This is a genomic window from Brevibacterium sp. RIT 803 (assembly GCF_016892625.1).
Taxonomy (GTDB): domain Bacteria; phylum Actinomycetota; class Actinomycetes; order Actinomycetales; family Brevibacteriaceae; genus Brevibacterium.
In genome coordinates this window covers 962,807-987,001 of the sequence record NZ_JAFEMW010000001.1, presented here as the reverse complement: position 1 = coordinate 987,001, position 24,195 = coordinate 962,807, and the positions used below count along the sequence as shown (strand labels likewise).

General features: G+C 63.2%; 23 protein-coding genes. 14 read left to right on the top strand and 9 right to left on the bottom strand.

The features are described 5' to 3' along the window. Positions 1–201 precede the first annotated feature (201 nt). Positions 202–921, bottom strand: coding sequence for a MerR family transcriptional regulator (locus tag JTF07_RS04485; protein WP_204233078.1), 720 nt, complete (start codon positions 919–921; stop codon positions 202–204). 110 nt (positions 922–1,031) lie between these two features. On the opposite strand from JTF07_RS04485, the gene JTF07_RS04480 reads away from it, so the two are divergent. Beyond that, positions 1,032–1,538, top strand: a complete 507-nt coding sequence (locus JTF07_RS04480; protein WP_204233077.1) for a DUF2306 domain-containing protein — start codon at positions 1,032–1,034, stop codon at positions 1,536–1,538. Here the strand turns inward: JTF07_RS04480 and JTF07_RS04475 are convergent. After that, positions 1,484–1,810, bottom strand: coding sequence for a GNAT family N-acetyltransferase (locus JTF07_RS04475; RefSeq protein ID WP_204233076.1), 327 nt, complete (start codon positions 1,808–1,810; stop codon positions 1,484–1,486). The two genes, JTF07_RS04480 and JTF07_RS04475, sit on opposite strands and share 55 nt — an antisense overlap. Positions 1,811–1,979: 169 nt before the next feature. Here JTF07_RS04475 and JTF07_RS04470 point away from each other — a divergent pair, with 169 nt between their 5' ends. Beyond that, the gene (locus JTF07_RS04470) at positions 1,980–2,567 is read left to right on the top strand and encodes a GNAT family N-acetyltransferase (protein WP_204233075.1); all 588 of its coding nucleotides are present in this window, start codon (positions 1,980–1,982) and stop codon (positions 2,565–2,567) included. A 127-nt stretch (positions 2,568–2,694) separates the two neighbouring features. On the opposite strand, the gene JTF07_RS04465 is transcribed toward JTF07_RS04470, so the two are convergent. The 3 genes from JTF07_RS04465 to JTF07_RS04455 form a co-directional block, all read right to left on the bottom strand. Continuing rightward, on the bottom strand, positions 2,695–4,062 hold the full coding sequence (locus tag JTF07_RS04465) for an SLC13 family permease (RefSeq protein ID WP_204233074.1): 1,368 nt from the start codon (positions 4,060–4,062) through the stop codon (positions 2,695–2,697). A gap of 148 nt (positions 4,063–4,210) precedes the next feature. Continuing rightward, the gene (locus JTF07_RS04460) at positions 4,211–5,551 is read right to left on the bottom strand and encodes an NAD(P)/FAD-dependent oxidoreductase (protein ID WP_204233073.1); all 1,341 of its coding nucleotides are present in this window, start codon (positions 5,549–5,551) and stop codon (positions 4,211–4,213) included. A 170-nt stretch (positions 5,552–5,721) separates the two neighbouring features. Next, positions 5,722–6,858, bottom strand: a complete 1,137-nt coding sequence (locus JTF07_RS04455; protein WP_204233072.1) for a YeiH family protein — start codon at positions 6,856–6,858, stop codon at positions 5,722–5,724. Between the two features lie 86 nt (positions 6,859–6,944). Here JTF07_RS04455 and JTF07_RS04450 point away from each other — a divergent pair, with 86 nt between their 5' ends. The 5 genes from JTF07_RS04450 (at position 6,945) to JTF07_RS04430 (ending at position 12,332) form a co-directional block, all read left to right on the top strand. Then, positions 6,945–7,862 (top strand): LysR substrate-binding domain-containing protein, encoded by a 918-nt coding sequence (locus tag JTF07_RS04450; RefSeq protein WP_204233071.1) that lies wholly within the window; start codon positions 6,945–6,947, stop codon positions 7,860–7,862. A gap of 63 nt (positions 7,863–7,925) precedes the next feature. Then, positions 7,926–9,083 (top strand): trans-sulfuration enzyme family protein, encoded by a 1,158-nt coding sequence (locus JTF07_RS04445; protein ID WP_204233070.1) that lies wholly within the window; start codon positions 7,926–7,928, stop codon positions 9,081–9,083. Continuing rightward, a complete protein-coding gene (locus JTF07_RS04440; RefSeq protein ID WP_204233069.1) occupies positions 9,083–9,652 on the top strand; it encodes a GNAT family N-acetyltransferase in 570 nt (189 codons plus the stop codon). The genes JTF07_RS04445 and JTF07_RS04440 overlap by 1 nt, the downstream gene beginning before the upstream one ends. 129 nt (positions 9,653–9,781) lie before the next feature. Beyond that, on the top strand, positions 9,782–10,540 hold the full coding sequence (locus tag JTF07_RS04435; RefSeq protein WP_204233068.1) for an enoyl-CoA hydratase: 759 nt from the start codon (positions 9,782–9,784) through the stop codon (positions 10,538–10,540). A gap of 160 nt (positions 10,541–10,700) precedes the next feature. After that, positions 10,701–12,332, top strand: coding sequence for a long-chain-fatty-acid--CoA ligase (locus JTF07_RS04430; RefSeq protein WP_204233067.1), 1,632 nt, complete (start codon positions 10,701–10,703; stop codon positions 12,330–12,332). Between the two features lie 22 nt (positions 12,333–12,354). Here the strand turns inward: JTF07_RS04430 and JTF07_RS04425 are convergent, their stop codons facing one another. Then, positions 12,355–13,218, bottom strand: coding sequence for a hypothetical protein (locus JTF07_RS04425; protein ID WP_204233066.1), 864 nt, complete (start codon positions 13,216–13,218; stop codon positions 12,355–12,357). A gap of 119 nt (positions 13,219–13,337) precedes the next feature. On the opposite strand from JTF07_RS04425, the gene JTF07_RS04420 reads away from it, so the two are divergent. Continuing rightward, on the top strand, positions 13,338–14,273 hold the full coding sequence (locus JTF07_RS04420; RefSeq protein WP_204233065.1) for a 3-hydroxyacyl-CoA dehydrogenase NAD-binding domain-containing protein: 936 nt from the start codon (positions 13,338–13,340) through the stop codon (positions 14,271–14,273). 102 nt (positions 14,274–14,375) lie between these two features. Here JTF07_RS04420 and JTF07_RS04415 read toward each other — a convergent pair whose 3' ends face one another. Next, positions 14,376–15,206, bottom strand: a complete 831-nt coding sequence (locus tag JTF07_RS04415; RefSeq protein WP_502710960.1) for an alpha/beta hydrolase family protein — start codon at positions 15,204–15,206, stop codon at positions 14,376–14,378. Between the two features lie 137 nt (positions 15,207–15,343). On the opposite strand from JTF07_RS04415, the gene JTF07_RS04410 reads away from it, so the two are divergent. Further along, a complete protein-coding gene (locus JTF07_RS04410) occupies positions 15,344–15,922 on the top strand; it encodes a TetR/AcrR family transcriptional regulator (RefSeq protein ID WP_204233064.1) in 579 nt (192 codons plus the stop codon). A 374-nt stretch (positions 15,923–16,296) separates the two neighbouring features. On the opposite strand, the gene JTF07_RS04405 is transcribed toward JTF07_RS04410, so the two are convergent. Next, the gene (locus JTF07_RS04405; RefSeq protein ID WP_143920515.1) at positions 16,297–16,650 is read right to left on the bottom strand and encodes a nuclear transport factor 2 family protein; all 354 of its coding nucleotides are present in this window, start codon (positions 16,648–16,650) and stop codon (positions 16,297–16,299) included. Between the two features lie 177 nt (positions 16,651–16,827). Here JTF07_RS04405 and JTF07_RS04400 point away from each other — a divergent pair, with 177 nt between their 5' ends. The 3 genes from JTF07_RS04400 (at position 16,828) to betT (ending at position 21,993) form a co-directional block, all read left to right on the top strand. Then, the gene (locus JTF07_RS04400; RefSeq protein WP_204233063.1) at positions 16,828–18,207 is read left to right on the top strand and encodes an NAD-dependent succinate-semialdehyde dehydrogenase; all 1,380 of its coding nucleotides are present in this window, start codon (positions 16,828–16,830) and stop codon (positions 18,205–18,207) included. Positions 18,208–18,334: 127 nt separating this feature from the next. Further along, positions 18,335–19,714, top strand: coding sequence for a short-chain fatty acid transporter (locus JTF07_RS04395; RefSeq protein ID WP_204233062.1), 1,380 nt, complete (start codon positions 18,335–18,337; stop codon positions 19,712–19,714). A gap of 209 nt (positions 19,715–19,923) precedes the next feature. Beyond that, on the top strand, positions 19,924–21,993 hold the full coding sequence (gene betT, locus JTF07_RS04390) for a choline BCCT transporter BetT (RefSeq protein ID WP_204233061.1): 2,070 nt from the start codon (positions 19,924–19,926) through the stop codon (positions 21,991–21,993). Positions 21,994–22,102: 109 nt separating this feature from the next. Here the strand turns inward: betT and JTF07_RS04385 are convergent, their stop codons facing one another. Then, entirely contained in the window at positions 22,103–22,987 is an 885-nt protein-coding gene (locus JTF07_RS04385; protein ID WP_252199274.1) for an aspartate dehydrogenase domain-containing protein, read from the bottom strand. Between the two features lie 91 nt (positions 22,988–23,078). Here JTF07_RS04385 and JTF07_RS04380 point away from each other — a divergent pair, with 91 nt between their 5' ends. Further along, positions 23,079–23,711 (top strand): DNA-3-methyladenine glycosylase I, encoded by a 633-nt coding sequence (locus JTF07_RS04380; RefSeq protein ID WP_204233060.1) that lies wholly within the window; start codon positions 23,079–23,081, stop codon positions 23,709–23,711. 29 nt (positions 23,712–23,740) lie between these two features. Continuing rightward, entirely contained in the window at positions 23,741–24,184 is a 444-nt protein-coding gene (locus JTF07_RS04375) for an NUDIX hydrolase (RefSeq protein ID WP_204233059.1), read from the top strand. Positions 24,185–24,195 lie beyond the last annotated feature (11 nt).

The window sequence follows — 24,195 nt, the reverse complement described above, 5'->3', positions numbered from 1 at the left end:
GGCATCCCGGGTCGGACCACACTTCGATCACAATCTGCGTCCCCTCTGACGGGGTTGGTTGATCAATCACATTCATCACCTCACTATTAGTTCGTAACATCATTATCAGTGAGGTAAGGAGGGCTTACAAAAGGCACTTTGAGGTGCGTCGGCATCGCTGGAAACACCCCGCACCTACAGGTTGTCAGCCGCCAGGTCGCCTCAGTCGCCGGGCGGGGTTGAATTCGAGTTTCGAGGCATGGCCGACAGTGAAGCATGGACGAGAGCACTGGTCGCCACCAGGAGTCTGTTGTGCATCGTGATCCCGCGAACAACCTCGACGCAGATCCGATCTCTACTCAGACTGTCGGTGATCGGAGTGGTGTTCCTGGCCGCGATCTCGGCCAATGCCTGAATGTGGCGGAGGATCGTGCCGCGCCCGACGGGATAACCTGAGGCCCTCAACTCCTCGAGCGCGCCTGCCATCGATGCCACGGCGGTAGGTGAGATGTCCGGCCAGCCCAGCTCTTGCAGAACGTCACGGATATCGCTCTCGATAGTCTTCGGTGCCGGTGCCGGTGCCAGTTCCGCTGTCGTTGCAGGTTGAGGTTCAGATTCAGGCTCGGAATGCGAGGATGAGCCGACTGTGGACTTCAGGACAGTGCTCGCCTCCAGCGCAAGCCTCTGGCAGATGCCCATCAGTTCGATGTTCTCCAATGACTCGTCATCGATGGCCCGAATGAGTGCGGTGATGGACTCGATGGGGGAGCCGATCTCCCGGCGCAGGCAGGTGATGAGGCTGAGGCGGTCGACGTGAGCTTGGGAGTAGTCGGCCGTGGTCGCGTTGCGCTTGGGGCCGGGAGGAAGGATGCCGACGTGGATGTAGTACTTGATGCTGGCGGTCGAGACTCCGGATTCTCGGGCCAGGGCGCTGAGCTTCATGCGGATCCCCAATCGGTGGAGGCAGGAGCCTGGAGGCAACTGGCTTGGTGAGCAATTCGGGTTCTGCTATCTACGTTGCCACCCTTGGTTAGTGAAACTATCTTAGGTCTATGACGACGATGTTCATAGCAATCCACGCTCTTGCCGCCTCTGGCGTTGTGCTCTTGGCCCCTGTCCAGATCATCCGGCGGACCAAGGACCGTCGGCACAGATGGATCGGGCGATCATGGGTCATCCTCATGTACCTCGTCTGCGTGAGCGGAATGTTCATCTACACCCTCAGCGGAAGCTTCACGATCTTCCACGCGCTCGCGATCTTCACCTTCGGCACCACCACCGTCGGAGTCGTCGCGATCCGGAGAGGAAACATCCACAGGCACATCGGGATGATGGTCGGATCATGGCTCGGCGCGCTGACGGCGGGCGCCTTCGCCGCGATCGTTCCAGGCAGGGAGATTCCGCAGCTGGCGGTGGCCGATCCCGTTCTGCTGTGGGGCGCCGCTTCAGCAATCGTCATCGCAGCTACGGTCTGGGTCGGCTACGTTCTCACATTTGTGCCGGCTCAGGCACGCAGCTCGTCGAATTCGGGGTTCTTGCGGAAGAACTCCATGACATAGGAGCATGTTGTACGGAATTTCAGGTCCGCCTCGGCGCTGGTCTCGAGGGCGAAGCGCACCAGATGTGCGGCGATGCCGCGACCACCATAAGCGGGGGACACCTCGGTGTGGGTGAATGTGCGCACTGCGGATTCGGACGTGTCATCGGGGCTGGCTGCGCGGTCGATGTAGTCGACGTGTCCGATGACCTTGTCATCGTGGCTCACCGTGAAGCGAGACGCCGCGATGTCCTGGGCAAAGGTGTACGTCTCGTCCGAGATCTCGAGGTCCATGAACGCTCCTGAAGGTGAAGGTGTCGGTCATCCCTATGCCAATACGTGGATGAGTCAGTCCTGATAAATGAAACTATAGTTGGGTTCCCCCTCGAGCGACTAACCTATTGAGCAACCCGTTCTTTCGGCCGTACACGGCGACGGTCAGACATCCTCAAGGAGCCGACCTATGTCCTCTTACGCACCCGCTACCATGGTCGATGCTCACAAGCTGATCCTGCACGAAACAGGTTTCGAAGTCAGCGAACTCAGCCTCGACGACATCGACGACTACGTTGAACTCGTCGCCTCCGCCTACCGTGGAGAACCCTCGAAGCAGGGGTGGACGACCGAAGCGGATCTGATCAGCGGTCAGCGACTCGACGCCGATATGGCCCGCGAGATGCTCGCCGAGCCTGATGCGTCGATGATCCTCGTCCGGTCTGCCGAAGGGCAGGCCGTCGGCAGCGTCTACCTGCGCGAACCCGTCGACGGAATCGCCTACCTCGGCGTGCTCGCGGTCTCCCCGCTGGGGCAGGGGCAAGGCGTGGGATCGGCACTGATGAACCTCGCCGAGGCTTGGGTGATCGAACGCTGGAACGCTCACTCGCTGCGAATGAGCGTCATCAACAAGCGCGCCGAGCTCATCGCCTACTACGAGCGCCGAGGCTACGAAAGAACCGGAGAGGTCGAACCCTTCCCCTACGGTGACGACCGCTTCGGTGTGCCGCTCGTCGATGACCTCGAATTCGTCGTTCTGGTCAAGCCGCTGAGCTGAGAGACATCGACGCAGCGACAGATGCAGATGGTGCCCAGCGAATTTCGCTGGGCACCATCTGCATCGTGGGAACCGTGCTGAGAACAGTCACTGTGGTCCGGGTGACTCAGTGGCCCGGACCACAGTCTCAGAAGAACATTGCCGGGACGACGAGACCGCCGACGAGGACGATGGGTCCGATGATGACCATCGACATGCCGAACTTCACGAGGATGCGCGTGAGTCGAGCCTTGTGATCCTGCGGAGCCGTGGCCACGACCGTGGCACCCAGCGTCGAGAACGGTGAGACGTCGACGACGGCCGAGCATACGCCCAGGGCTGCGATGAGCGCCCAGCCGGGGACTCCGCCGGCGGCGATGAGGGGCAGCGCCAGCGGCACGAGTGCTGCGAGGATGCCGGTCGTCGATGCGAACGCAGAGACCAGACCGCCGACGATGCAGAGCACGAAGGCCGCGATGAGCGGCGAACCGATGGCCTCGGCGCCCTCGCCGAGCAGGTCCACGGCACCCATCGTCTGCAGCACGCCGACGAAGGTGATGATGCCGCCGACGAGGAGAACGGTCGACCAGTCGATCTTGGGCAGCGCGGCCCTTCCGGTCTTGGGATCCGCGAGCGAGAGGATCGCACCGAAGAAGAAGCACAGCAGGCCGATATCGGGTTCCTTGCCGAAGGCGGCCAGAGCGACGACCGAACCGATGAGTCCGACCATGAGGACGACGGTGAGGATCTGCACGGCGGAGAAGGGACCCGATTCGGAACTCGCCGAGGTGCTGGATGAGTCGAAGAGCGCTTCGTCGTCCTCGTCCTCACCGAAAGCCACCTTCGTCGCGGAGGCGGATCCGCGGGAGATCGTCGAACCGGAGTGCGCCGAACCGGCTGCGGTCATGGCGGACTGACGCCCGAAGAGCGTGCGACCGAACATGAAGTAGGCGACGGCGAGCATCACGAGGTAGACGACGACGGCGATGCCGAAGAGCAGGAACGGCGACAGATCGATTCCCGCATCATGGGCGGTGCTGTAGGTGACGATGCCATAGAGGCTGGTCGGGGCGAATCCGCCGGCGCCGATGGCGAAGCAGATCGCCAAGCCCATCAGTGCATAGTCGACCCCGTACTTGCGGGCCACCTGCATACCCACCGGCATCATCACGAGACCGGCCAGGGGTGCACCCATGGAAGCGATGCCGGCTGTGATGACGAAGAAGACGATCGGGAGGAGGACGGCAGAGGACCCGACCTTCTCCAGTGCCCAGTCGATGATCTTGTCGACAGTCCCGTTCTCCTGCGCAATGGCGAAGAAGTAGGTGACCCCGGCCAGCAGGATCATGATGGAGAGCGGGAACTCGGCGATGATGTCGTCGACGGCCATGTCTGCTAGGAACAGGCCGGTTCCGGCGGCGCCGACGAGCATGAGCACGCCGATCTGCACACCGCGGATCGCGCCGATTGCGAACAGAGCGATGAAGATCGACAACGCAATGATTTGAAGGAGCATGATTTCCCCATTTAGGCTGAAATTTCGCTGAATGAAACTGAATGACTCGCTGAGCGACACTACCAGCTCAGTCGCGACGGGCGCGGTTACCACCAGGGGGAAGGCCGCAATTTCCCAAATATCGGCACGTGAATGTGGAGCGCTGAGATCAGCCCATGACGTTTCCGCTTGTTCCAGCCGGAGACCTCAGGCGAGAGAAGGTTCCCAGGTTCAGCTCCCCTCCTGTGTGCTGAAGCGCAATCCGGACCGGTTCGCGGTCATGGTCATGACCGCGCTCGACGGCGTCGATGAGTTCTGCCATGGCCTCGCCGACCATCGGAGCATTCTTGAACTGGTTGCCGCTGGTCCCGATCGCCTGATAGAAGCCATCCGCCTCGGAGCGATCGTAGATAGGAGTCCAATCGGTGGAGGCATCGTAGACGCCGACGACTCCGCGGGCTCGGTTCGGAATCGTGATGTCGTTGAAGCGTTTCGCAGCTCTCAGAGCCTGCGTCTCGAACTGCTCGGGACGAACACTCATCGATACGGTGTCGGGGTCCTCGACCCACTCCAGCTCATCGCATTCGGGTTCCGAGCCTCCGATGAGCAGCTGACCGCCCACCTCGGCGCGCATATAGGTGCCGATGCCGGCATCGAGGAGCGCAGGAATCGGAGTGTCGTCGCTGCGGATGACGGTCGATTCCGCCGGCAGAGTATGGACTTCTTGGCGCAGGGGAGTCAGGGAGACTCCGTGGTCGGATCCGACACCGGCGAGCTCGTTGAATCGCGATGACCAGGGTCCGGCTGCATTGACCACGACGTCGGCATCGAGACCCCGACCGTCGGAGAGGTTGAGCGTCCACGCCGCGCTTGGCTGTGCGGTGATGCCTTCTTCGGGGCGGATGTCGGAGTCACTGCGGTGTACGCCGATGACTTCGGCGTTGTAGAGGAACTGGGCACCGTGTCGCTTCGCGGCGCGAGCGAAGTTCTCCGTGGCCAGGACGGGATCGGAGATGTACCCGCCGTCTGGTGTGTACAGTGCCGTCGCGGGCTCGTCGCTGTCGTCGAGAAACGCAGGATCATCGGGGCGCACGGGTGGATAGTGGTTCGAGGTATCGACGCCGGGCAGCTCCCGGGCGAGGTCGGCCGCGTCCCAGTCGGCGTAGGGGATCGAGAGATCCACGAAGTCTGTGCGGATGGTGCTCGGGAGCAGCCCTGGTATGTCGATGACGGCCATGCCGGTGCGGATGAAGTCCGCGACTGGCTCTGATTCCGGTGCCTGAACTTGGTCGCGCAGGTTCTCCCAAAGGTGCTTCGACTCCCAGGCCATGGCAATGGAGTCCCGCAGAGAATAGGTGAAGCGAACGATCGCGCTGGTGGCACCGGTCGAGCCCTGCGCTGGGCCGGATTTCTTGTCGACGACGGTGACCGCGTATCCGCGTTTGGCCAAGGAGAACGCGATCGACGCCCCCATCACGCCGCTGCCGACGACTATCGCGTTCACTCTCATTGCAGCACCCTTTGCCTGAATCATGGTTCAATTTCGCAATCATCGTAACCAGAACGGATTGTCTGCAGAGGGAGCTTCCAGCATGTGTGCACCGAGCCGGCGTTCACGACGGCGTTCGGTGTTCAGATCAGCATCGAGAGCTCGGATCAGCTCAGTGAACAGCCCTGAGCTCAGGTCAGCAGCAGGGCACCGCCGAGCCCGATCACGGCGACGATGAGAGTCGTCGTCGCTGCCAGGCCGATGGGACCGGCGCCGAGGTTGCGCAGGGACCGCCATTGGACCCCGCGGCCGAGGGCGAACATCGCCATGGCCAGGCACACGGTCTGGATCCAGCCCAGACCGGAGACCGCGAAGTCCGGCAACAGGCCGAAGGTGCGCAGTCCCGCCATGAGGAGGAAGCCGAGGACGAACAGCGGCACGATGGGTGGACGCTTCGTCGCAGGTGCCGAGGACCCTGCAGTCGACTGCACCCGAGTCGACGACGACCCGGCTGTCGGCGAAGATGTCGACGACGACTGAGGGGCCGCCTCGGCGGGGGAATGAGACGATGCCTCGTCCCGTGACATCGCGGCGGAGGACGCCATCGCTGCCCGCTCGCGGCTCTCCTTGCGGCGCATCACCATGCTGAGCACGGCGACGGTCGGGGCGAGCATGATGACACGGGAGAGCTTGACGAGGACGGCAACCTGCAGGGCTGCGGGACCGATGATGCCGCCGATCGCGACGACCTGCGCGACCTCGTGCGTGGACGCTCCACCCCACATGCCGGCTGTGTCCTGGGCCAGCCCGAAGGCGACGCTCAGCGAGGGGATCACGGCGATCATCAGCGTGCCGAAGAGGACCACGAGACCGATCGCCGCGGCCACATCCTCCTTCTTCGCCTTCAGCGTCGACTCGATCCCGGCGACCGCGGCGGCTCCGCAGATGCCGAACCCGCAGCCGATGAGCAGCGCGAGATTCGAATCGACGCGGAATGGACGCGCCAACAGCAGACCGGAGACGATGCCGACTGCGACGACGACCGCGGCGAGAACGAGGACCAGCCAGCCGAGGTCGAGGATATCGCCGAGCACGACCTGCGCGCCGAGGGCCACAATGCCCAGACGAAGGAGGGGTTTGGCTGCGAAGTCGAGACCGGGACGGAAGATCTGCGGCAATTCGGGGAGCACATTTCCGACGATGATTCCCAGGACGATGGCGATGAGCAGCGGGGAGAGGATGGGAGCCACCATCGAGACGGGCCACGCGATGGCTGTGGCTGCTGCGGCGACTCCCAAGCCTGGGAGGAGGCGGACGATGCGGTTCATGGGTTCAGTCTGTCAATCGGTCTGGGTTTTCGGTAGACGGCATTGTTCGACCGACCCATATGGCGCTGATATGGCAGAATCGGGGCATGCGAGACCTCAGCAGAATGCAGGACTGGCCCGAACTCCCGGCTCTGGGGCTGCTGGTGACGCTGAGCGCGAGCGCCCAGTCCATCGGTCAGGCCGCCGAGGCGATGGGCCTTGCCCAGCCGAATGCCTCGCGCAGTCTGCGCAACCTCGAACGGAACCTCAAGGTGCCGCTGCTGAGGCGCTCGCCGCAGGGCACCCAGCTCACCGCCGAAGGTCACGCCGTTGCCCAGTGGGCCACGAAGGTCATCGACGCCTATGCCGATCTCAACACTGGCACTCGAGCCATCCAAGACGCGCGGGCCGGCACTGTACGGGTGTCCGCCTCGCTGACCGTGGCCGAATACCTGCTGCCCCGGTACTTGACGACGTTCACCGCGACGCACCCCGACATCGATGTGGGCCTGGCGGTCGAAAACTCCTCCACAGTCATCGCCGCAGTGCGTGAGCAGCGCTGCGACCTCGGCCTCATCGAGTCCGTATCCTTGCCCCAGGATTTCCCCGCCGAGGTGGTCGGCCATGACCGGCTCATGATCGCCGCCGCACCCGCCTTCGCCGATGCCTGGTCTGCCCCGATCAGCGCCGAGGCGCTGGCCGAAGTTCCGCTGCTGGTCAGGGAGGTCGGTTCGGGAACGAGAGAAGTTCTCGACGCCGCGTTGGCGCATTTCGGTGGGGCACATGTGGCGGGGGAGTACGGGTCGAATTCGGCGCTGAAGATCGCAGCGGCCACCGGCATCGCACCGGTCGTGCTCTCTGAGCTGGCGCTGCGTGATGACTTCCGGGCCCAACGATTAGTGCCGCTGCCGGTGCAGGCCGAGGTCGCCCTCGAACGCGAGCTGCACGCGGTATGGTCACCCAGGCGACGACTCTCAGCCGGAGCCAGGGCGCTGCTCGAGCACATGATGCGCGTGCACGACTGAGACGTCACTGCCTCGGCTGAGACATCGGTGCGGAGCGGTCGGCACTCGGCATATATTGGGATGATGACCTCACGAGATTTCTCCCACGCACCTGAAACCGTCCTCGTCGAAGCGGGTCGTCCGAAACGCTCGAACGGTTCGTCGGTGAACCCTCCCATCGAACTGTCCTCGACCTTCGTCGGCAGCGGAGAGATCGACCATTCCGACCATGTCTACGGGCGATTCTCGACTCCGGCCTGGACCCCGTTCGAAGAGGCACTGGCCGAACTCGAACATGCCGAACTGCCCGGACTGGTCTTCGGATCGGGTCTGGCAGCGATCGCCGCCGCGCTCAGCCTGGTTCCACGCGGCGGCACTCTGATCATGCCCCAGCACTGCTACCAGGGGTCACTTGAGTCCGCGGGCGAGGTCGCCGAGCGCAGCGGATTCGGCTTCGTCACCGTCGACATCGCCGACACTGCGGCCGTCGTCAGAGCACTCGATGACGTTGGTGCCGCCTCGGCGGTGCTGTGGATCGAATCTCCGACCAACCCGATGCTCGAAGTCGCTGACACACCCGCACTCATCTCCGCCGCGCGTGATCGCGGCATCCTGACCGTCGTCGACAACACATTCGCGACTCCGCTCCTGCAGACGCCACTCGATCTGGGCGCGGACGTCGTCGTCCACTCCGTCACAAAATACCTCGCCGGGCACTCGGATGTCGTCCTCGGTGCGGCGCTGACCAGCAACGAAGACCTTCACAATCGGCTTCATAGTGAACGCTCACTGCGCGGAGCCATCGCCGGACCATTCGAGGTCTGGTTGGCGCTGCGGGGCCTGCGGACACTGTCAGTGCGAATGGAACGAGCTCAGGCCAATGCCGCGCTGATCGCCGAACGGCTGAGTTCGCATCCCAATGTCGTCGAGACCCGTTACCCAGGTCTGCCCGGCGACCCCGGGCATGAGCGCGCGGCAGCGCAGATGTCGGGATTCGGTGCGGTGGTCGCCTTCTGCACGGAGACCGCGCAGCAGGCCACCGCCGTCGCCGAGGCGGTCCGGGTGTGGACGCCGGCCACTTCCCTGGGAGGAGTGGAGTCCCTCATCGAACGGCGTCGGCGCAATGCCTCGGAACCGGAGTCGGTCCCCGAGGGGCTGCTGCGTCTGAGCGTGGGCATTGAGCACGCCGACGATTTGTGGAACGACCTCGACGCGGCCATCCGGGCTGCCCACGGCGCCTGATGGCAGAGCCATTCGTGCTTGACCGCCCGGGGCTCCAGGACCTGGACGATGTGTTCGAGATATACAGCGACCCCCGCGTGTGGGCACATTTTCCCAGCGGCCGGATGATCAAGCGGGAGGAGGCCGAGGCGTACCTGCTGACCCGCATCGCTGATTGGGAGATCGACGGGCTCGGATCATGGATCGTCCGTGAGTCGGAGGACGGCCCGGTGTTGGGGATGTGCGGCTGCGGTGTCAGGCGCATGCCCTTGGCTGATGAATGGAACCCGGATCGGATCGAGGCCTATTGGAACCTTGGCTACCGCTTCCGCCCCGAGGCCCAGGGCCGCGGCTATGCCAGTGAGATCTCCCGTTTGGCCGTGGCTCGGGCCCAGGAACTCAAACCTGAACTGCCTGTCATCGCCTACCTCCTCGAGCACAATGCGGCCTCACAGAAAGTGGTCGAGAAGGTCGGTCTGAGCCTGCAGCATCGAGCTCCCGATGTCGGCAATCCCGATCCGCATGCGATGCGCCTGGTCTACGCCGACCGGCCCCTGACCGGGACCCAGCTGGCGGCTGCGCTGATCTGAGAGGGCCGTGGCTCGAGGGGGCTGATCACCTCGAGGTCGGCGGCAGAGACGTGTGACCCAGATCAACTTATCGTGCGTTAAAGTTGGGGTGAAAGATCAGTCACCCAGCGCCAACTAAGAGGAGTCGCTTTGACCTCGAGTGTTCTCACCGACCTGCGAGATGGGGTCGTGACTGTCACGATCAATCGCCCCGAAAGCCTCAACGCGCTGACCAGGGAGACTCTTGAAGGAGTCGGGGAATCCGTCGCCGAGGCGGCCACCACGGCCCGTGCGCTCATCATCACCGGAAATGACCGGTCCTTCAGCTCAGGCGCCGACCTGCAGGGGTCCGTGCAAGGGGGAGGGCTCGGGCTTGATCGGGCCAATGCCATCATCCGATCGCTCATCGATCTGCCGATTCCGACCATCGCCGCGGTCTCCGGCCCGGCTGCGGGTATCGGCTGCTCCCTGGCCCTGGCCTGCGATTACACCGTGATGAGCGAAGAGTCCTATCTGATGCTCGCCTTCACCAAAATCGGGCTCATGCCCGACGGCGGGGCGACAGCACTCGTGGCAGCCTCGGCGGGCCGGCATCGGGCCATGAAGATGGCACTGACAGCACAGAAGGTGTGGGCGAAGGAAGCCGCGGATTGGGGCCTGGCCAGTCTGGTCACTCCGGCAGGTGAGCACCTGAGCCAGGCACAGGAGATTGCGGCACAGTGGGCTCAGGGCGCACCTCTGGCCTTCGCGGCCTCGAAAGAAGCCATCAACGCGGCGACACTGACCGAACTCGACGATTCATTCGATCGGGAACTCAAAGGACAGACGGACCTGCGGGCGAGTCAGGACTTCGCCGAAGGAGTCGCCGCATTCATTGAGAAGCGCGGAGCGAACTTCAGCGGCGAATAGCCGACGGCCCGGAACTCGACGCCCACACGTTTCTAATTGGTAACGTTGCGGCGAAAGTTGTGAGCGGAATCACTTGCCGGGATAGTCTGACGATGAAAATGGTCCGGATATCTGCACGGCACCTCCACCTCAGCACGACCACCATGACCAAAGGAGTCTCATGCTTACAGGCATTCCATCCACTCTCGGTGACAGCTACCAGCTCAACACCACCACCCTGATCCGCCATGCAGCGACCTTCTTCGGCGAATCAGAGGTCGTCTACCGCCGATCGGACGGATCCTGGGGCCGCTCCGACTACGCCGATGAGTACAAGCGGATGGCCCAGCTGGCACACGGTCTGGATGAACTCGGCGTGGGCGCAGGCTCCATGGTCGGCGTCATCGACTGGAACTCCCGCCGTCACCTCGAGCTGTACTTCTCGGTCCCCGGCGTGGCCGCAACCATGCTCCAGCTCAACCTGCGTCTGGCCCCCGAAGACCTCGCCTACGTGGTCAGCCATTCGAAGTCCGACTGGATCTTCGTTGACGAATCACTTCTCCACGTCGCCGAGGCACTCGCCCCGAAGCTCGACGTCAAGGGCTGGGTCGTCATGACCGACAAGCCGGCATCAGAGATCGAGACATCCCTGGACAACGTCGTCTTCTACGAAGACCTCATCGCCGACAAACCTGAGACCTACGACTGGCCCGTCGTCGACGAGAAGACCGCCGCCTATGCCGGCTACACGACCGGAACCACAGGTCGACCCAAGGGCGTCTACTACTCCCACCGCTCGATCTACCTGCACACGATGGGCGGACTGGCTGCACTGCAGGCAACCTTCGACGACTGCGTCATGCCGATCACCCCCATGTTCCACGTCCTCTCCTGGGGCTTCCCGCAGAATGCGGTGGCGGCAGGCGCCAAGCTCGTCCTGCCTGGCAAGTTCGCGGCCGAAGAGTTCGGCGCCATCGGCCAGGCCTTCATCGAAGAGAAGGTGACGCTGGCCAATGGTGCGCCTGCGATCTTCACCCCGATGCTGGCGATGATGAAGAACATGCCTCAGCCGCCTGACCTGAGCGGAGTCCGCCTCGTCTCCGGATCCTCCGAACCGCCGCTGTCGATGATGCGCGGGTTCAAGGAGATCACCGGCGCCGAGGTGATCCACGGGTACGGTGCCACCGAAACCACTCCGCTGGCCACGACGAACTGGCGCATCAAGTCCGGTATGAACCTAAGCGAAGAGGAGAAGTGGGACCTCAAGCGCTACCAGGGTCTGCCGATCATCGGCGTCGATCTCAAGATCGTCGACCCGACCGGCCAGGAGATGCCCCGCGACGGGAAATCCGTGGGCGAGATCGTCATGCGCGGCCCATGGATCACTGAGTCCTACTTCCAGCTGCCCGACAATGCCGACCGCTTCATCGACGGCTGGTGGCGCTCGGGTGACGTCGGCGTCATCGATGCCCACGGCTACCTCAAGATCACCGACCGGCTCAAAGACGTCATCAAGTCCGGCGGCGAGTGGATCTCCTCGATCGATATGGAGAACGCGATCCTCGACAGCCCCGACGTCAAGGAAGCCGCCGTCATCGGCGTCCCCGATGAGAAGTGGGATGAGCGTCCTGTGGCCTATGTCGTGGCCGCTGACGGCGCCGAGGTGACCCGTGAGTCCATCATCGAAACGCTGAGCGAGCGCTTCGCCAAGTGGCAGATGCCAGACGAGGTCAACGTCGTTGCGGAGATGCCTCGCACCTCGGTCGGCAAACTCGACAAGAAGCTGCTGCGCAAGAATTGGGAAGAGAAGTAAGGCTGTCGAAGTACGAGCGGTTCTACGGGTGGTGGAGCAGGTAGGTTCCGCCCTTGAGGCAGGTGTCGAGGACCCAACCGTCGGCGACGAGCGCGGTCAGCGAATCGCGCAGGGCCTTCCGCCACCGTGAGGCGAGCTCGGCATCCTGGCCGCGCAGCGTCTCGATGTCAGAGGGAATGTCGAGGGAGACCAGACTGGCTTCCTTAGGCACTTCGGCAACCAGCGGTTCACCGTTGTCATCACTGCGCAGACATTCGAAGGCGTCGTCCGCCTCGGCGAGGGTAGCCCTGGCTGGCTTGTCGAGCGGCCACGATACGACCATGCGGTCGCTGGCCTGACCGGCATTGACGCCGTCGCGCATCTGCCCGTAGAAGTCCTCGAGGTATTCGACCATTCCCACTCCAAGGCGCTGGAAGTTGAAGTAGGCGTTGCGTGCCACCAGCGGATCGAAGGTCCAGGTCATCTCCGTGATGCCGAGGTTGAGGCACCACAGGCGCTGATGCAGCTTCATCGCCGAACCGGCGCCGCGGCCGATGATCTGATGCCGCACCCCAGCGATGTGTGAGTGCATGAGAGTTCCCAGCGGCTGGCCGAAGAAGCCGATCGTCACCCCGATCATCTCGTCGGGTTCGTCGAGGCTGTAGGCGGCCGAGACATAGTTTCCTGCATGGGCGAAGGCGACGATGAGTCCGGGCTCAAGCACATTTGTGCCCGTCTCGTCGACGCTCCACACCTCGTCGAGCAGGAGGGCGGCTTCGGCGGCCTCGGCAGCGGTATGGATCTCGCGAACCTCGATCCGGGCGGCGTCAGCTGCGGCCGCATACTCATCCTCGGCCAGGGCGATGATCTCCGAGTCAACTGTGGTCAATCCTTCGCGCGGTGTCATGGTGACATTGTGCCACCGAACCACCCGTCTTGACGCGCCCGAACATCGATATCTGACGCGTCTGCGCTGGTGCCGGCGGGTGGTGTCGAAGAGCAATCGGCAGGTATAGCCTTGACAATATGAGCTTCTGCGCAGCTGTCATCGGGGCCGGGACGATCGGCCGTTCATTCGCTTGGCTGTTCGCCCGATCGGGTTATCAGGTCCAGGTCTTCGACCCCAGGCCCGACCTCGCGGAGGTGGTCGCGAAGTTGCAGGCCGACGTCAGTGCCGATGCTGCCGCCCACGAAATGCTCGCCCCCGAACTTGGGTCGATCAGCCTCGCTGAATCCGTCGAGGCTGCGGTGGCCCAGGCCTCGTTCGTGCAGGAATCGGGGCCAGAGGATCCCTGGGCCAAGCCGAAGCTGTTCGCCCAGATCGCGGCCGCGGCGCCGACCGATGCGATCCTTGCGACCTCTTCATCAACCATCCCGGCATCTTTGATCGCTCGACACCTGCCGCCGGAAGTCGCGGCCCGCGTCATTGTCGGTCATCCGTTTAACCCACCTCACCTGATGCCGCTCGTCGAGGTGGTACCGGCCCCGGCGACCAGCTCCGAGACTGTCGAGCGAGCCCTCGAGTTCTACCGCAGCTGCGGGCGTGAACCCGTGGCACTGAACCGGGAAGTTCGCGGCTTCGTCGGCAACCGCCTGCAGAACGCGCTGATGAAGGAAGCGATCGCACTGGTGTCCAACGGGGTCATCTCGGCGCCCGACCTCGACGCGGTGATGAAGAATTCATTGGGCCTGCGCTGGTCCGCGGTGGGGCAGTTCGAGGCGATGCACCTTGGCGGGGGAGAGAAGGGCATCCGCGGGTTCATGGACCACATCGGGACCTCGTTCGCTGAGATCGGGCAGCTTCCGCTCGACCTCAGCGATGAGGGGATGACCGAGGTCTATACCCAAGTGGAGCAGGCCTACGGGCAGACTCCGAGTCCGGCCGGCGCCGAGGCGCGTGATCGTGCTCAGCGTGCGGTGCTCGATGCTCGCGACAAGGGCGGAACGCACGAAGAGGAATGAGACACCCTGTCCGTCGACTGCATACTGGATCCGTCGGTGCGCCGGCGATGGCGGTGGGGAAATTCGCCGCCATCGGTGCATCGTCACCTGGCCTTTGCGCGATCAGAACGGGCAGCTGGTACGGACATCACTCAGGTCGATGCCGGTCGTCGGACCCGGGCAGAGGAACTGGTCATAGCGCCGATCCTCGTCGAGGAATGCCTTGAGCCAGGCGATCGACTGCGCAGCGATGGTGGTGTTGGATCTGTTCGGGGCGAAATGGTTGGCGCCGCGCAGCTCGAGGTAGGTACGCGGAGTGGTGCTGGGCAGTCCGCTGTAAAGAGGAATCGAATGCCTGGAAACTGGAGCGACGGTGTCGTCCTGTGCCCCGAAGATGAGCGTCGGGGTGCTGACCTCTGAGAAAGTCTTATTCGTGTTCCACGGGGTCATGGCGATGGCTCCCTGGAGCTCGGGTCGGTCTTTTGCTGCTTCGAAGACGCCGCCGCCACCCATGGAGTGCCCCATGACTGCGAGACGGTTCGGATCCACCTGGTCCTTGATTCTGCTGTTCTCGGTGAGGTAATCGAGGGATGCGAGCAGCTGATCTCCGCGGGAAGCGGGCCTGTCGCTGGTGGTTTTGGTGTCGATCGTGAAGACCACGAAGCCCTGGGACGCTAGCCGCGATCCGAGCCAGGCGATACTGGACTTCCGCGCCGTGTACCCGGGCGAGATCGCCACTGCGCCGTAGCCGCCCTCGACACTGCTGGCCGGATGGTAGATCGTGCCCCCGCCGAAATCCCTCACCGAATAGGAGGAAACAGTCTGCGTTGACACATCGAATGGACCTTTCACTGCTTCGATGCTGCTGGAAGTGGGGTCCGGCCCATTCTCGTAGGACGTCTCTGCTGCGCCAGCGGGTGCACCCGTGAGTATGATGCTGAGGGTCAGCGCCACTAGCAGCGGCAGTGTGGATGTGGTCCGACTGGGTAGTGATTTCACGAGTTCTCCTTCGGCAAACGACAAGTCATGTTTCTCTACCACACGGTAGATCAATCTAGCTGTTGGCTCCGTCAGTGTCTAGTCTTTGAGGTATGGCAGAAACAGATGGACGGAAGCGACGATTCGAGCACCGACGCAGCGAGGTGCTGCAGGCAGTCACGAAGTACGTCCTCGACCACGGAATCGCAGACCTTTCCCTAAGGCGGGCTGCGGAAGTCGCCGGTATCAGCCATGCCACGCTCCTGCACCACTTCGGGACGAAGGAGAAGCTCGTCACCGAAGTCCTCGAGACGATCCTCGGAGTCGCACTTGCCGACCCGGATATCCCAAGTGACGATCCCGACCCTCTGCGCTCCCTATGGGAGCGGGCGCGTTCAACCGGCGGCCTGCGGCACGCGGCCACGTTCCTTGAGATCACGTTCTTCGGGTACAGGGAAGGCACAGCCGTGAGTCGGGCTGTTCGCCAATCAGTGGACGACCGGATCGACCTCTTGGCAACGGGGTTGATCCGCGCCGGATGCCCGACGTCCAGGGCGATTTCTCTGGCGACCCTGGTGCTGGGCTCCCTGCGCGGGCTGCTCGTCGATCTTCTCGCCACGGGAGACGAGGAGAGAGTCAATGCCGCCTTCGAAGAGTTGCATGCCGTCGTCACGGCCGTAGTGCGCGGCTAGGCATATTGACCAATCAGGCAGATGACGCCATAGGCGGGAAGTCAGGACACTTCTTCGAGTCTTTGAGCCGAGGCAGTCGAGGAGATTCCACCGGACGACCCCAACGCTGGAGTCGAGACCAGCAGGTAAAAGTCATCTCGCCATCAATGAGATGTCGCGACCCGATTCTTTTCCTGGTGGGTTCACGGCTGCCCTGAATATTTGACTGCGCCGCAGCTTTTCCAAGGGTAATGGGCCGTCGGTAGGAAGTCCGGGCGCCGAACAGGCCTCAGGTTTAGCCGGTTTGGACGAGGCTGGGGCCGGACAGTCCGTCCGCTTGCGCCGGGACGCTCTGACCGCGGCTTGGAAGAACTCAGACCGCGGCTTGGAAGAACTCAGACCGCGGCTTGGTAGAAGTAGGTGGTGCGTTCGGCGATGAGGCCTTCGGTGTCGAAGAGGAAGAAGTCAGCGAAGCCCACGGAGGTTTCCGTGCCGTCCTTGAGTCGGCCGGTGAAGACCCCGCGGCTGGACGCACGGTCGCCGTCGATGAGGATCTCAGTCAGCGAATGCGCACCCGATTCGATGACGCGCTCACCGTGGTAGAACTCGGTGATCTGTGTTCCGATCATGGTCGGATATCCGGGCCGATCGTAGTGACCTTCGGCCGCGAAGAGCGCCGAGGTGGCACCCGCGTCCCCGGCATCGACGGTGGAGTAATAGCGCTTTACGAGTTCAGTCACACTGTCCATGGCAACACAGTAACAGCGATCACACTCGAGCCTGCGCTCACAGGGTGGGACGGGGAATTGCCGCCGAGGTGATTGGGCCATAGCGTGGGAGATGGATCCATTCGTCGATCGGTGCCGGAGACTCGGTTCCACGCCGCTGGATCGAGGTCAACAACCCCCGCAGAAATGAGGCTCGACATGTCCACCATGTATCGCGTGACCAACCCGGCAACCGGTGAAGTGGCCGAAGAATTCGCCACAGCGACCGACTCGGAGATCCTGGCCGCACTCGATCGATCCGCGACCACCTTCACCGAATGGAGTCAGACGTCCGTGGCCGACCGCGCCGCGATCCTCGTCCGCGTCTCCGAAATCTACGCGGAGCGAGCCGAAGAGCTGGCGAAGGTCATCCAGTTGGAGATGGGCAAAGCGGTCCCCGAAGGCAAGGGCGAGGTTGGACTGAGCTCCGCCATCTACCGCTACTTCGCCGATAACGCCGAAGCCTTCATGGCCGACGAGCCCCTGCGCGGGCCCGATGACGGAACCGCGATGATCCGCCGCAAGCCGGTCGGATCCCTCTTGGGCATTATGCCCTGGAACTTCCCCTACTACCAGGTCGCACGCTTCGCAGCGCCCAACCTCGCCCTGGGCAACACGATCCTGCTCAAGCACGCCCCGCAGTGCCCCCGTTCGGCTCAGATCATGGAAGAGATCTTCATCGAAGCCGGGCTGCCAGAGGGCGCCTATATCAACATCTACGCGAGCAACGAACAGGTCGCAGACATCATCCTGCCCGACCCACGCAACCACGGAGTGTCCCTGACCGGTTCCGAGCGCGCAGGTTCGGCCGTGGCCGCCGAAGCCGGTAAGAACCTCAAGAAGGTCGTCCTCGAGCTCGGCGGATCCGACCCCTACATCCTCCTCGACACCGCCGATGTGGAGAAGAGCGCGAACACCTTCTTCAAGACCCGCATGGGCAACACCGGGCAGGCCTGCAATTCGCCCAAGCGCATGATCGTCATGGATGACGTCTACGACGAGTTCCTGTCATCGATCACCGAGGCCGCCAAGAAGTTCACCCCCGAAACCCCCGGTGCTGAAGGTTCCCGCCTGTCCCCGCTGTCGTCGACTGCGGCTGCCGATCGCTTCATCGAGCAGGTTCAGGACACGGTCAAGGACGGCGCAACTCTGCTCGCCGGGGGCAAGCGCTACGAGGGTGGCGGCGCCTTCGTCGAGCCCGTCGTCCTTACCGATGTGGAGAAAGGCATGCGCGGCTATTACGAAGAGCTCTTCGGTCCCGCCGTCATCGTCTACCGAGTCAGCAGCGAGGAAGAGGCTGTCGAGATGGCCAATGACACCCCGTTCGGACTTGGCGCCGCTGTGTTCTCCAACGACCTGGAGCGGGCAGAGCGAGTCGGTTCCCAGATCGACTCCGGCATGATCTTCCTCAACACACCAGAGGGCAGCCGTGAATACCTGCCCTTCGGTGGTGTGAAGCGCTCCGGCGTCGGACGCGAGCTGGGCCCGCTGGCCATGGACGAGTTCGTCAACAAGCAGCTGGTGTTCAAGAAGAGCTGAGGCTGAATTCCTGACGCACCACGTCGTCTGACCCGCCTGCCACTCTCAGAGCGCTGATCGCATCGTCGATCAGCGCTCTGATTGTAAGCTGAGGACACACACATACTTTTCTCAGCAGGAGGATCTCATGTCGGCATCGAAGCCGTCGCCCCAGGTCAACGCCGCGGCCTCACGAGGGTTCATGCGTCCGATCAACCGCTTCCTCGAGCAGTGGATTCCGTCAGCGCTGACGTTCGCCATCGTTCTCACCCTCATCGTCGCCGTCCTGGCGTTCATCCTCACCGGGGCCAGTCCAGTCGATGTCGTCACCGGCTGGGGTGAGGGACTGGCAGGACTCCTCGAGTTCATGACCCAGATGTGCCTCATCCTGCTGCTGGGCCACATTCTCGCGAATACCGGACCGGTGCAGAAGCTGCTGACATGGCTGGCACGAGTTCCCGGCAGCCCGGCCTTCGCCTATGTCTTCGTCTTCCTCGTCGCCGCGATCGCCAGCCTCATCACGTGGGGCCTCGGCCTCGTCGTCGGTGCCCTGCTGGCGCGTGAAATCGCCGTTCAGGCGCGCAGCCGCGGCCTCAAGGTCCACTTCCCGCTGCTCGTCGCTGCTGGGTACTCGGGCTTCGTGGTCTGGCACATGGGCTACTCGGGATCGGGCCCGCTGACCGCAGCGACACCCGATTCCTTCCTGGCGAAGTCGCTGGGCGGTGAAGTCGTGCCCGTCAGCGAGACCATCTTCTCCACCTGGAATCTGCTCGCCATCCTCGGCGTCATCATCGTCTGCGCCGTCCTCTTCTACCTCATCGCACCGAAGAAGGATGCCCCGGTCTACGAACTGCCCGAGTCGATCACTTCCGAATCGCGGGCGGTCTTCGACGAAAAGGTCGTCACACCAGCCGACCGCATCGATGCCTCGCGGATCCTCACTCTCATCGTCGGCCTGGCGCTCGTGATCTACCTGATCATCCACTTCGCCCAGGGCGGGGGACTGACCCTCGACATCGTCAACTGGTCCTTCCTCGCGCTCATCTTCCTGCTCGTGAAGAACCCCTTCGAACTCATCCATCTGACAAAGGAAGCAGCCTCGAACGTCGGCGAGATCCTGCTCCAGTTCCCCCTCTACGCGGGAATCCTGGGCATCATGTCCGGCACTGGCCTCATCGCCGTGTTCTCCGACGCTCTGGTCTCGATCGCGAACCCTTCGACATTCGGCGTCCTCGCACTGCTCTCGGCAGGACTGGTCAACTTCTTCGTCCCCTCGGGCGGCGGACAGTTCGCAGTCCAGGGGCCGATCATGCTCGACGCCGCCAACCAGTTGGGAGTCGACCCGTCGATCGCGATCATGGCGGTGTCCTACGGTGATCAGTGGACGAACATGCTGCAGCCATTCTGGGCTCTGCCGGTGCTGGCCATCGCGGGGCTGAAGATGCGTGACATCCTCGGCTATACCTCGGTGACCTTCCTCGGATCCGGGGTCGTTATGGCTCTGGCTCTGTTCCTCGTCTCCCTGTGAGCCGAGGCGGATTCGAAGGGGAATGAGCGAAGAGGCGACCCGACGCTGTGATGGCCACAAGGTGCCTGGTGAGGTCACAGTTTGCCCTCTATCCGGTTACCGACGGTTACGATATGGTAGCCTGCATGGTTGGTCTTCACCGGGAGTCCGGTGTGCAGAAACAGGGAAATCGATGTGGACGCGAAGTCGTCCGCTGAAGGAGTGAGCCGATGACAGCCACAGTGGACAAACCCGCCAAATCGCCGAAGGGCGGTGTGAAGAAGGCTCTGCCACCGGTGAACAAGCCGGTCTTCATCGCTGCGGCCCTCGGCACTCTGGCCATCACACTCTGGGCCTTCTTCGCTCCGGCCAACGCCGAGGCTGTTCTCGGTGCCGTCGTCGGCTGGACTTCGGACTGGTTCGGTTGGTTCTACGTCCTTCTCGTGGCCGCCGTCCTCGTCTTCGTCATCTACCTCGCCGCGTCCAAATACGGAAACACGAAGCTGGGCCCCGAGCACTCGAAACCCGAATACGGGCTGCTGGCCTGGGCCTCGATGCTCTTCGCCGCAGGCATCAGCACCGACCTCATGTTCTTCGCCGTGGCTGAACCAGTCACCCAATATCTGGCACCACCGAGCACGGAACCCGAAACAGTCGAGGCTGCCCGTGAGGCCACCGTCTGGACCCTGTTCCACTACGGCATCAGCGGCTGGGGGCTCTATGCCCTCATGGGCATCGCGCTGGCCTACTTCGCCTACCGGATGAATATGCCTTTGGCGATCCGCTCCGCGCTCGCCCCGCTCTTCGGCAAACGCGTCCACGGCGGACTGGGCGACACCGTTGACTTCGCAGCGCTTCTGGGCACCGTCTTCGGTGTGGCCACCTCCTTGGGTATCGGCGTGGTCATGGTCAACGTCGGTCTCAACACGGTCTTCGGCCTCCCCATCGGTGTGGGCTCTCAGATCGGCATCGTCGTCGTCGGTGTCGCTGTTGCAACGCTCTCGGCCGTCTCCGGCGTCGACAAAGGCATCAAGTTCCTCTCGATCCTCAATGTCTTCCTGGCGGTGGCACTCAGCCTCTGGGTCCTGGTCGCAGGCAACACAAAATTCCTGCTCAACGCCTTCGTCCTCAACGTCTTCGACTTCGTGCGGATGTTCCCGAACATGGCGGGACAGACGTTCGCCTTCGAAGACACCGGAACGTGGATGACCGACTGGACGCTGTTCTTCTGGGCTTGGTGGATCGCCTTCGCGTCATTCGTCGGTCTGTTCCTTGCCCGTATCTCGCGCGGCCGCACGATCCGTCAGTTCGTCCTCGGCACCCTGACGATCCCGTTCATCTACATCTTCATGTGGATCTCGATCTACGGAAATTCCGCCCTCGACCTCATCCGCAACGGCGACAAGGAGTTCGGTGAGAAGACGATGGTCAACCCCGAGGGCGGGTTCTACGAGCTGCTCTCGAACTACCCGGGATTCTTCGTCGTCGCCGCACTTGCGACGATCACCGCGCTGCTGTTCTACGTCACCACGGCCGACTCCGCTGCACTCGTCATGGCCAACCTCTCATCGCGCCTGCCGACCCCGCAGGACGACGGCCGGCCGGGATTGCGCATCTTCTGGGCTCTGGCCACCGGTGCGCTGACGATTGCTATGCTCATCGTCGGCGGTGTCGGGGCATTGCAGAACGCAACCGTCGTGATGGGTCTGCCGTTCGCCTTCGTCGTCATCCTCGTGATGGTCGGTCTGTACAAGGCGCTGCGGGTCGAGGCACACCGGGTCGACAGCGTCTCTCAGAGTCTGCCCGGTTCCCTGGCAAGACGCTCGCGCACAGTCGACGGTCATGAGCCTTGGCAACGTCAGCTCGGTCGAGTCCTGTCCTTCCCCAGCGGGAGCAAGGCACGCGATTTCGAACGCGACGTCCTGCTGCCCACCTTCGAAGAAGTCGTGGCAGAGATGGTCGAGCGCGGAGTCGACGCCCACTGCGGTCGAGTCGACACAGAAGGGGTGTTCGTCGAAGACGGTGAGCTCATCCAACTCGAAGTCGACGGCAAGGGCGAATACCCGTTCCGCTACCAGATCTGGCCGCACAAGGTCAGTGTTCCTTCGTTCGGCGGACACATCCCGCGCGGAACCGAAGACTACTTCCGGATGGAGGTCTACCTCGACGGTGGGACCGGTCAGGGATACGACGTCATGGGCTACTCGAAGGAACAGCTCATCGACGACATCCTCGATAAGTACGGTCGTCACGTGGAGTTCCTGCAGATGCAGGAGAACATCGCTCACCCCGACGACTGACATCGTCTGCACGCTGTCCCCGGTCCAGCCGTCTGCCCTCGAGGTTGACGGCCGTGCCGGGGACAGCTGTCTGTCTCGGGGCAGTTGTCTTGTGACCTGGCAAACACGGTCAGCGACGGCCGAGGCCCTCCATACATGTCCGCAGGGTCCGAGCGACCGAGAGCGCGGTGAGACCGCTGGTTGCCGGATTCTCCGGGCTCGGTGTCGACGAGATCGAGAAAGCGAAGTCACCTGCCGATCCGCTCGCGGTGATCTCGTGGTGTGAGTCCACCTGACTGGGATCAGCCCGGATCTCCACCTGTGTCCGGTGCAGGGCCTCCTCCATCAGCTCGTCATCGTCGGCTGCGTCGAATCCGAGCCCACGCGTCGCCCAGGCAAGCGCGACGGTGATGTTGACATTGGCCGGGAACCTCACGATCGCCTCGGCAGGGGAGCCGGTGAAGATGGTCTGCGCTCCATCTGCCGGGGTCAGCTCATTGAGCCGGCGAACCTCCTCAGCGTCCATCCACGGTTGGATGAGGCCGGCCGGGGCCTTGGCCGTCCTGATCGACACGTCGTCGAGGGCCTGTGCCTGAGCAGCGGCCTCGAGGACGTCGAGCCCGCCGATCGCCCCATTCGTCACATGCAGCTCGCCCGGACCGGCCAGAAGTGCCTGCCTGGTCGGCCGATGCGCGAGGGCTCCGACGCTGGTGAGAACGATCGGAGTGCCAGCGGCCACCACGGCCGGACCATAGGCTTTGGCAGCTGGAACCCCCGCGCATTCGACCACGGCATCGGATGTGAGCTCGGCCCAGCGCGGTTCCGCAGGATGCTCGACCTCAATGAGATCGGCTCCCAGGCCACGATGCTCGACGTGCTTGTCGAGGTCGCGAACCAGGGCTGTCAGCCTCAGCCGCCCACTCGAAATCTCCGGATGCAGCAGCCGGGCGACATGTCGCCCGATAGCCCCGAACCCGATCATCGTCACCATTGCCGCTTCCCGCTCTGGACTCATGAGATCAGGGTACACATCGGCACTGACACGCAATGTCAGTGCGCCGGGGTACCGTAACGGTGTGGATGGGCGAGGCAGTGGAGAGGAACCGATGACGCAGACGAATGCCGGCGATGGAACAGCCGCCGATGGTGCGGTGGTAGGCGAGGACGGGCTCGCCCGAACGCCGTGGGCCTATGGTGACCCGCTGCTGCGCAGGTACTACGACACCGAATGGGGTATGCCCGTTCGGGAGGAATCCGGGATGTTCGAACGAATGAGCCTCGAAGGATTCCAAGCCGGATTGTCGTGGCTGACGATTCTGAAGAAGCGTGAACGCTTCCGACAGGTATTCAAAGACTTCGACGCCGAGGTGGTCGCGAAGTTCGGTGAGCCCGAGATCGAATCCCTGCTCGCCGATGCAGGAATCATCCGCCATCGCGGCAAGATCGAAGCCTGCATCGGAAACGCCAAAGCAACATTGGCGCTGCGCGAGGAAGGTGGCCTCGGCGACTTCATCTGGAGCTTCCAGCCGGAGACCACCCCGCGTCCCCGCGCGCTGAGCGAGGTCCCCACCACGAGCCCCGAGTCTCTGGCGCTGTCGAAGGCGCTGAAGAAGAAGGGGTTCCGGTTCGTGGGACCGACCACCATGTTTGCGCTCATGGAGGCGGTCGGTATGGTTGACACGCACGTCCTCGGATCCCATCGCCGAGGGGTCTCCGGAGTTTGGAATGACTGGCTGTAAGGCTGACGAATGATTGGCGAAAGGCTGGAATGAACGATATCCGAGTCAGCGCGCTCGTCCTGCTGCACCCGCTCGAACCTCTTCTGCTCATGGTTCGCAAAGAAGGCACGACGTCGTTCATGCTCCCCGGCGGCAAACCCGAAGCCGGTGAGAGCGCCGAGGCGACGATTATCAGGGAGATCAGCGAAGAACTGGGCCTGGCGCTGGAGGCCGGCCGCCTCTCCCCGCTGGGCACCTTCGCCGCGGACGCGGCCAATGAAGCCGACCACCGAGTGATCGGGGACGTGTTCTGCTATCAGGGACTGCCTGCAGAACTCGATGTCGATCGCATCAACCATCAGGCCGAAATCGCTGAGGCCGCGTGGTTTTCCTACGCCCCGATGCCAGTCGACACTGCTGAGCGTCAGTTCGCTCCACTGACCCGTCTGCAGGTCATTCCCGCGTTGGAAGCACGGGGCCTGCTCACGCAGTGAGGCTGATGCGA

Excerpts from the sequence above, each read along its gene's own strand:
- JTF07_RS04485 (WP_204233078.1), bottom strand. The coding sequence starts at position 921 with ATGAAGCTCAGCGCCCTGGCCCGAGAATCCGGAGTCTCGACCGCCAGC.
- JTF07_RS04480 (WP_204233077.1), top strand. The coding sequence starts at position 1,032 with ATGACGACGATGTTCATAGCAATCCACGCTCTTGCCGCCTCTGGCGTT.
- JTF07_RS04475 (WP_204233076.1), bottom strand. The coding sequence starts at position 1,810 with ATGGACCTCGAGATCTCGGACGAGACGTACACCTTTGCCCAGGACATC.
- JTF07_RS04470 (WP_204233075.1), top strand. The coding sequence starts at position 1,980 with ATGTCCTCTTACGCACCCGCTACCATGGTCGATGCTCACAAGCTGATC.
- JTF07_RS04465 (WP_204233074.1), bottom strand. The coding sequence starts at position 4,062 with ATGCTCCTTCAAATCATTGCGTTGTCGATCTTCATCGCTCTGTTCGCA.
- JTF07_RS04460 (WP_204233073.1), bottom strand. The coding sequence starts at position 5,551 with ATGAGAGTGAACGCGATAGTCGTCGGCAGCGGCGTGATGGGGGCGTCG.
- JTF07_RS04455 (WP_204233072.1), bottom strand. The coding sequence starts at position 6,858 with ATGAACCGCATCGTCCGCCTCCTCCCAGGCTTGGGAGTCGCCGCAGCA.
- JTF07_RS04450 (WP_204233071.1), top strand. The coding sequence starts at position 6,945 with ATGCGAGACCTCAGCAGAATGCAGGACTGGCCCGAACTCCCGGCTCTG.
- JTF07_RS04445 (WP_204233070.1), top strand. The coding sequence starts at position 7,926 with ATGACCTCACGAGATTTCTCCCACGCACCTGAAACCGTCCTCGTCGAA.
- JTF07_RS04440 (WP_204233069.1), top strand. The coding sequence starts at position 9,083 with ATGGCAGAGCCATTCGTGCTTGACCGCCCGGGGCTCCAGGACCTGGAC.
- JTF07_RS04430 (WP_204233067.1), top strand. The coding sequence starts at position 10,701 with ATGCTTACAGGCATTCCATCCACTCTCGGTGACAGCTACCAGCTCAAC.
- JTF07_RS04425 (WP_204233066.1), bottom strand. The coding sequence starts at position 13,218 with ATGACACCGCGCGAAGGATTGACCACAGTTGACTCGGAGATCATCGCC.
- JTF07_RS04420 (WP_204233065.1), top strand. The coding sequence starts at position 13,338 with ATGAGCTTCTGCGCAGCTGTCATCGGGGCCGGGACGATCGGCCGTTCA.
- JTF07_RS04410 (WP_204233064.1), top strand. The coding sequence starts at position 15,344 with ATGGCAGAAACAGATGGACGGAAGCGACGATTCGAGCACCGACGCAGC.
- JTF07_RS04405 (WP_143920515.1), bottom strand. The coding sequence starts at position 16,650 with ATGGACAGTGTGACTGAACTCGTAAAGCGCTATTACTCCACCGTCGAT.
- JTF07_RS04400 (WP_204233063.1), top strand. The coding sequence starts at position 16,828 with ATGTCCACCATGTATCGCGTGACCAACCCGGCAACCGGTGAAGTGGCC.
- JTF07_RS04395 (WP_204233062.1), top strand. The coding sequence starts at position 18,335 with ATGTCGGCATCGAAGCCGTCGCCCCAGGTCAACGCCGCGGCCTCACGA.
- betT (WP_204233061.1), top strand. The coding sequence starts at position 19,924 with ATGACAGCCACAGTGGACAAACCCGCCAAATCGCCGAAGGGCGGTGTG.
- JTF07_RS04385 (WP_252199274.1), bottom strand. The coding sequence starts at position 22,987 with ATGAGTCCAGAGCGGGAAGCGGCAATGGTGACGATGATCGGGTTCGGG.
- JTF07_RS04380 (WP_204233060.1), top strand. The coding sequence starts at position 23,079 with ATGACGCAGACGAATGCCGGCGATGGAACAGCCGCCGATGGTGCGGTG.
- JTF07_RS04375 (WP_204233059.1), top strand. The coding sequence starts at position 23,741 with ATGAACGATATCCGAGTCAGCGCGCTCGTCCTGCTGCACCCGCTCGAA.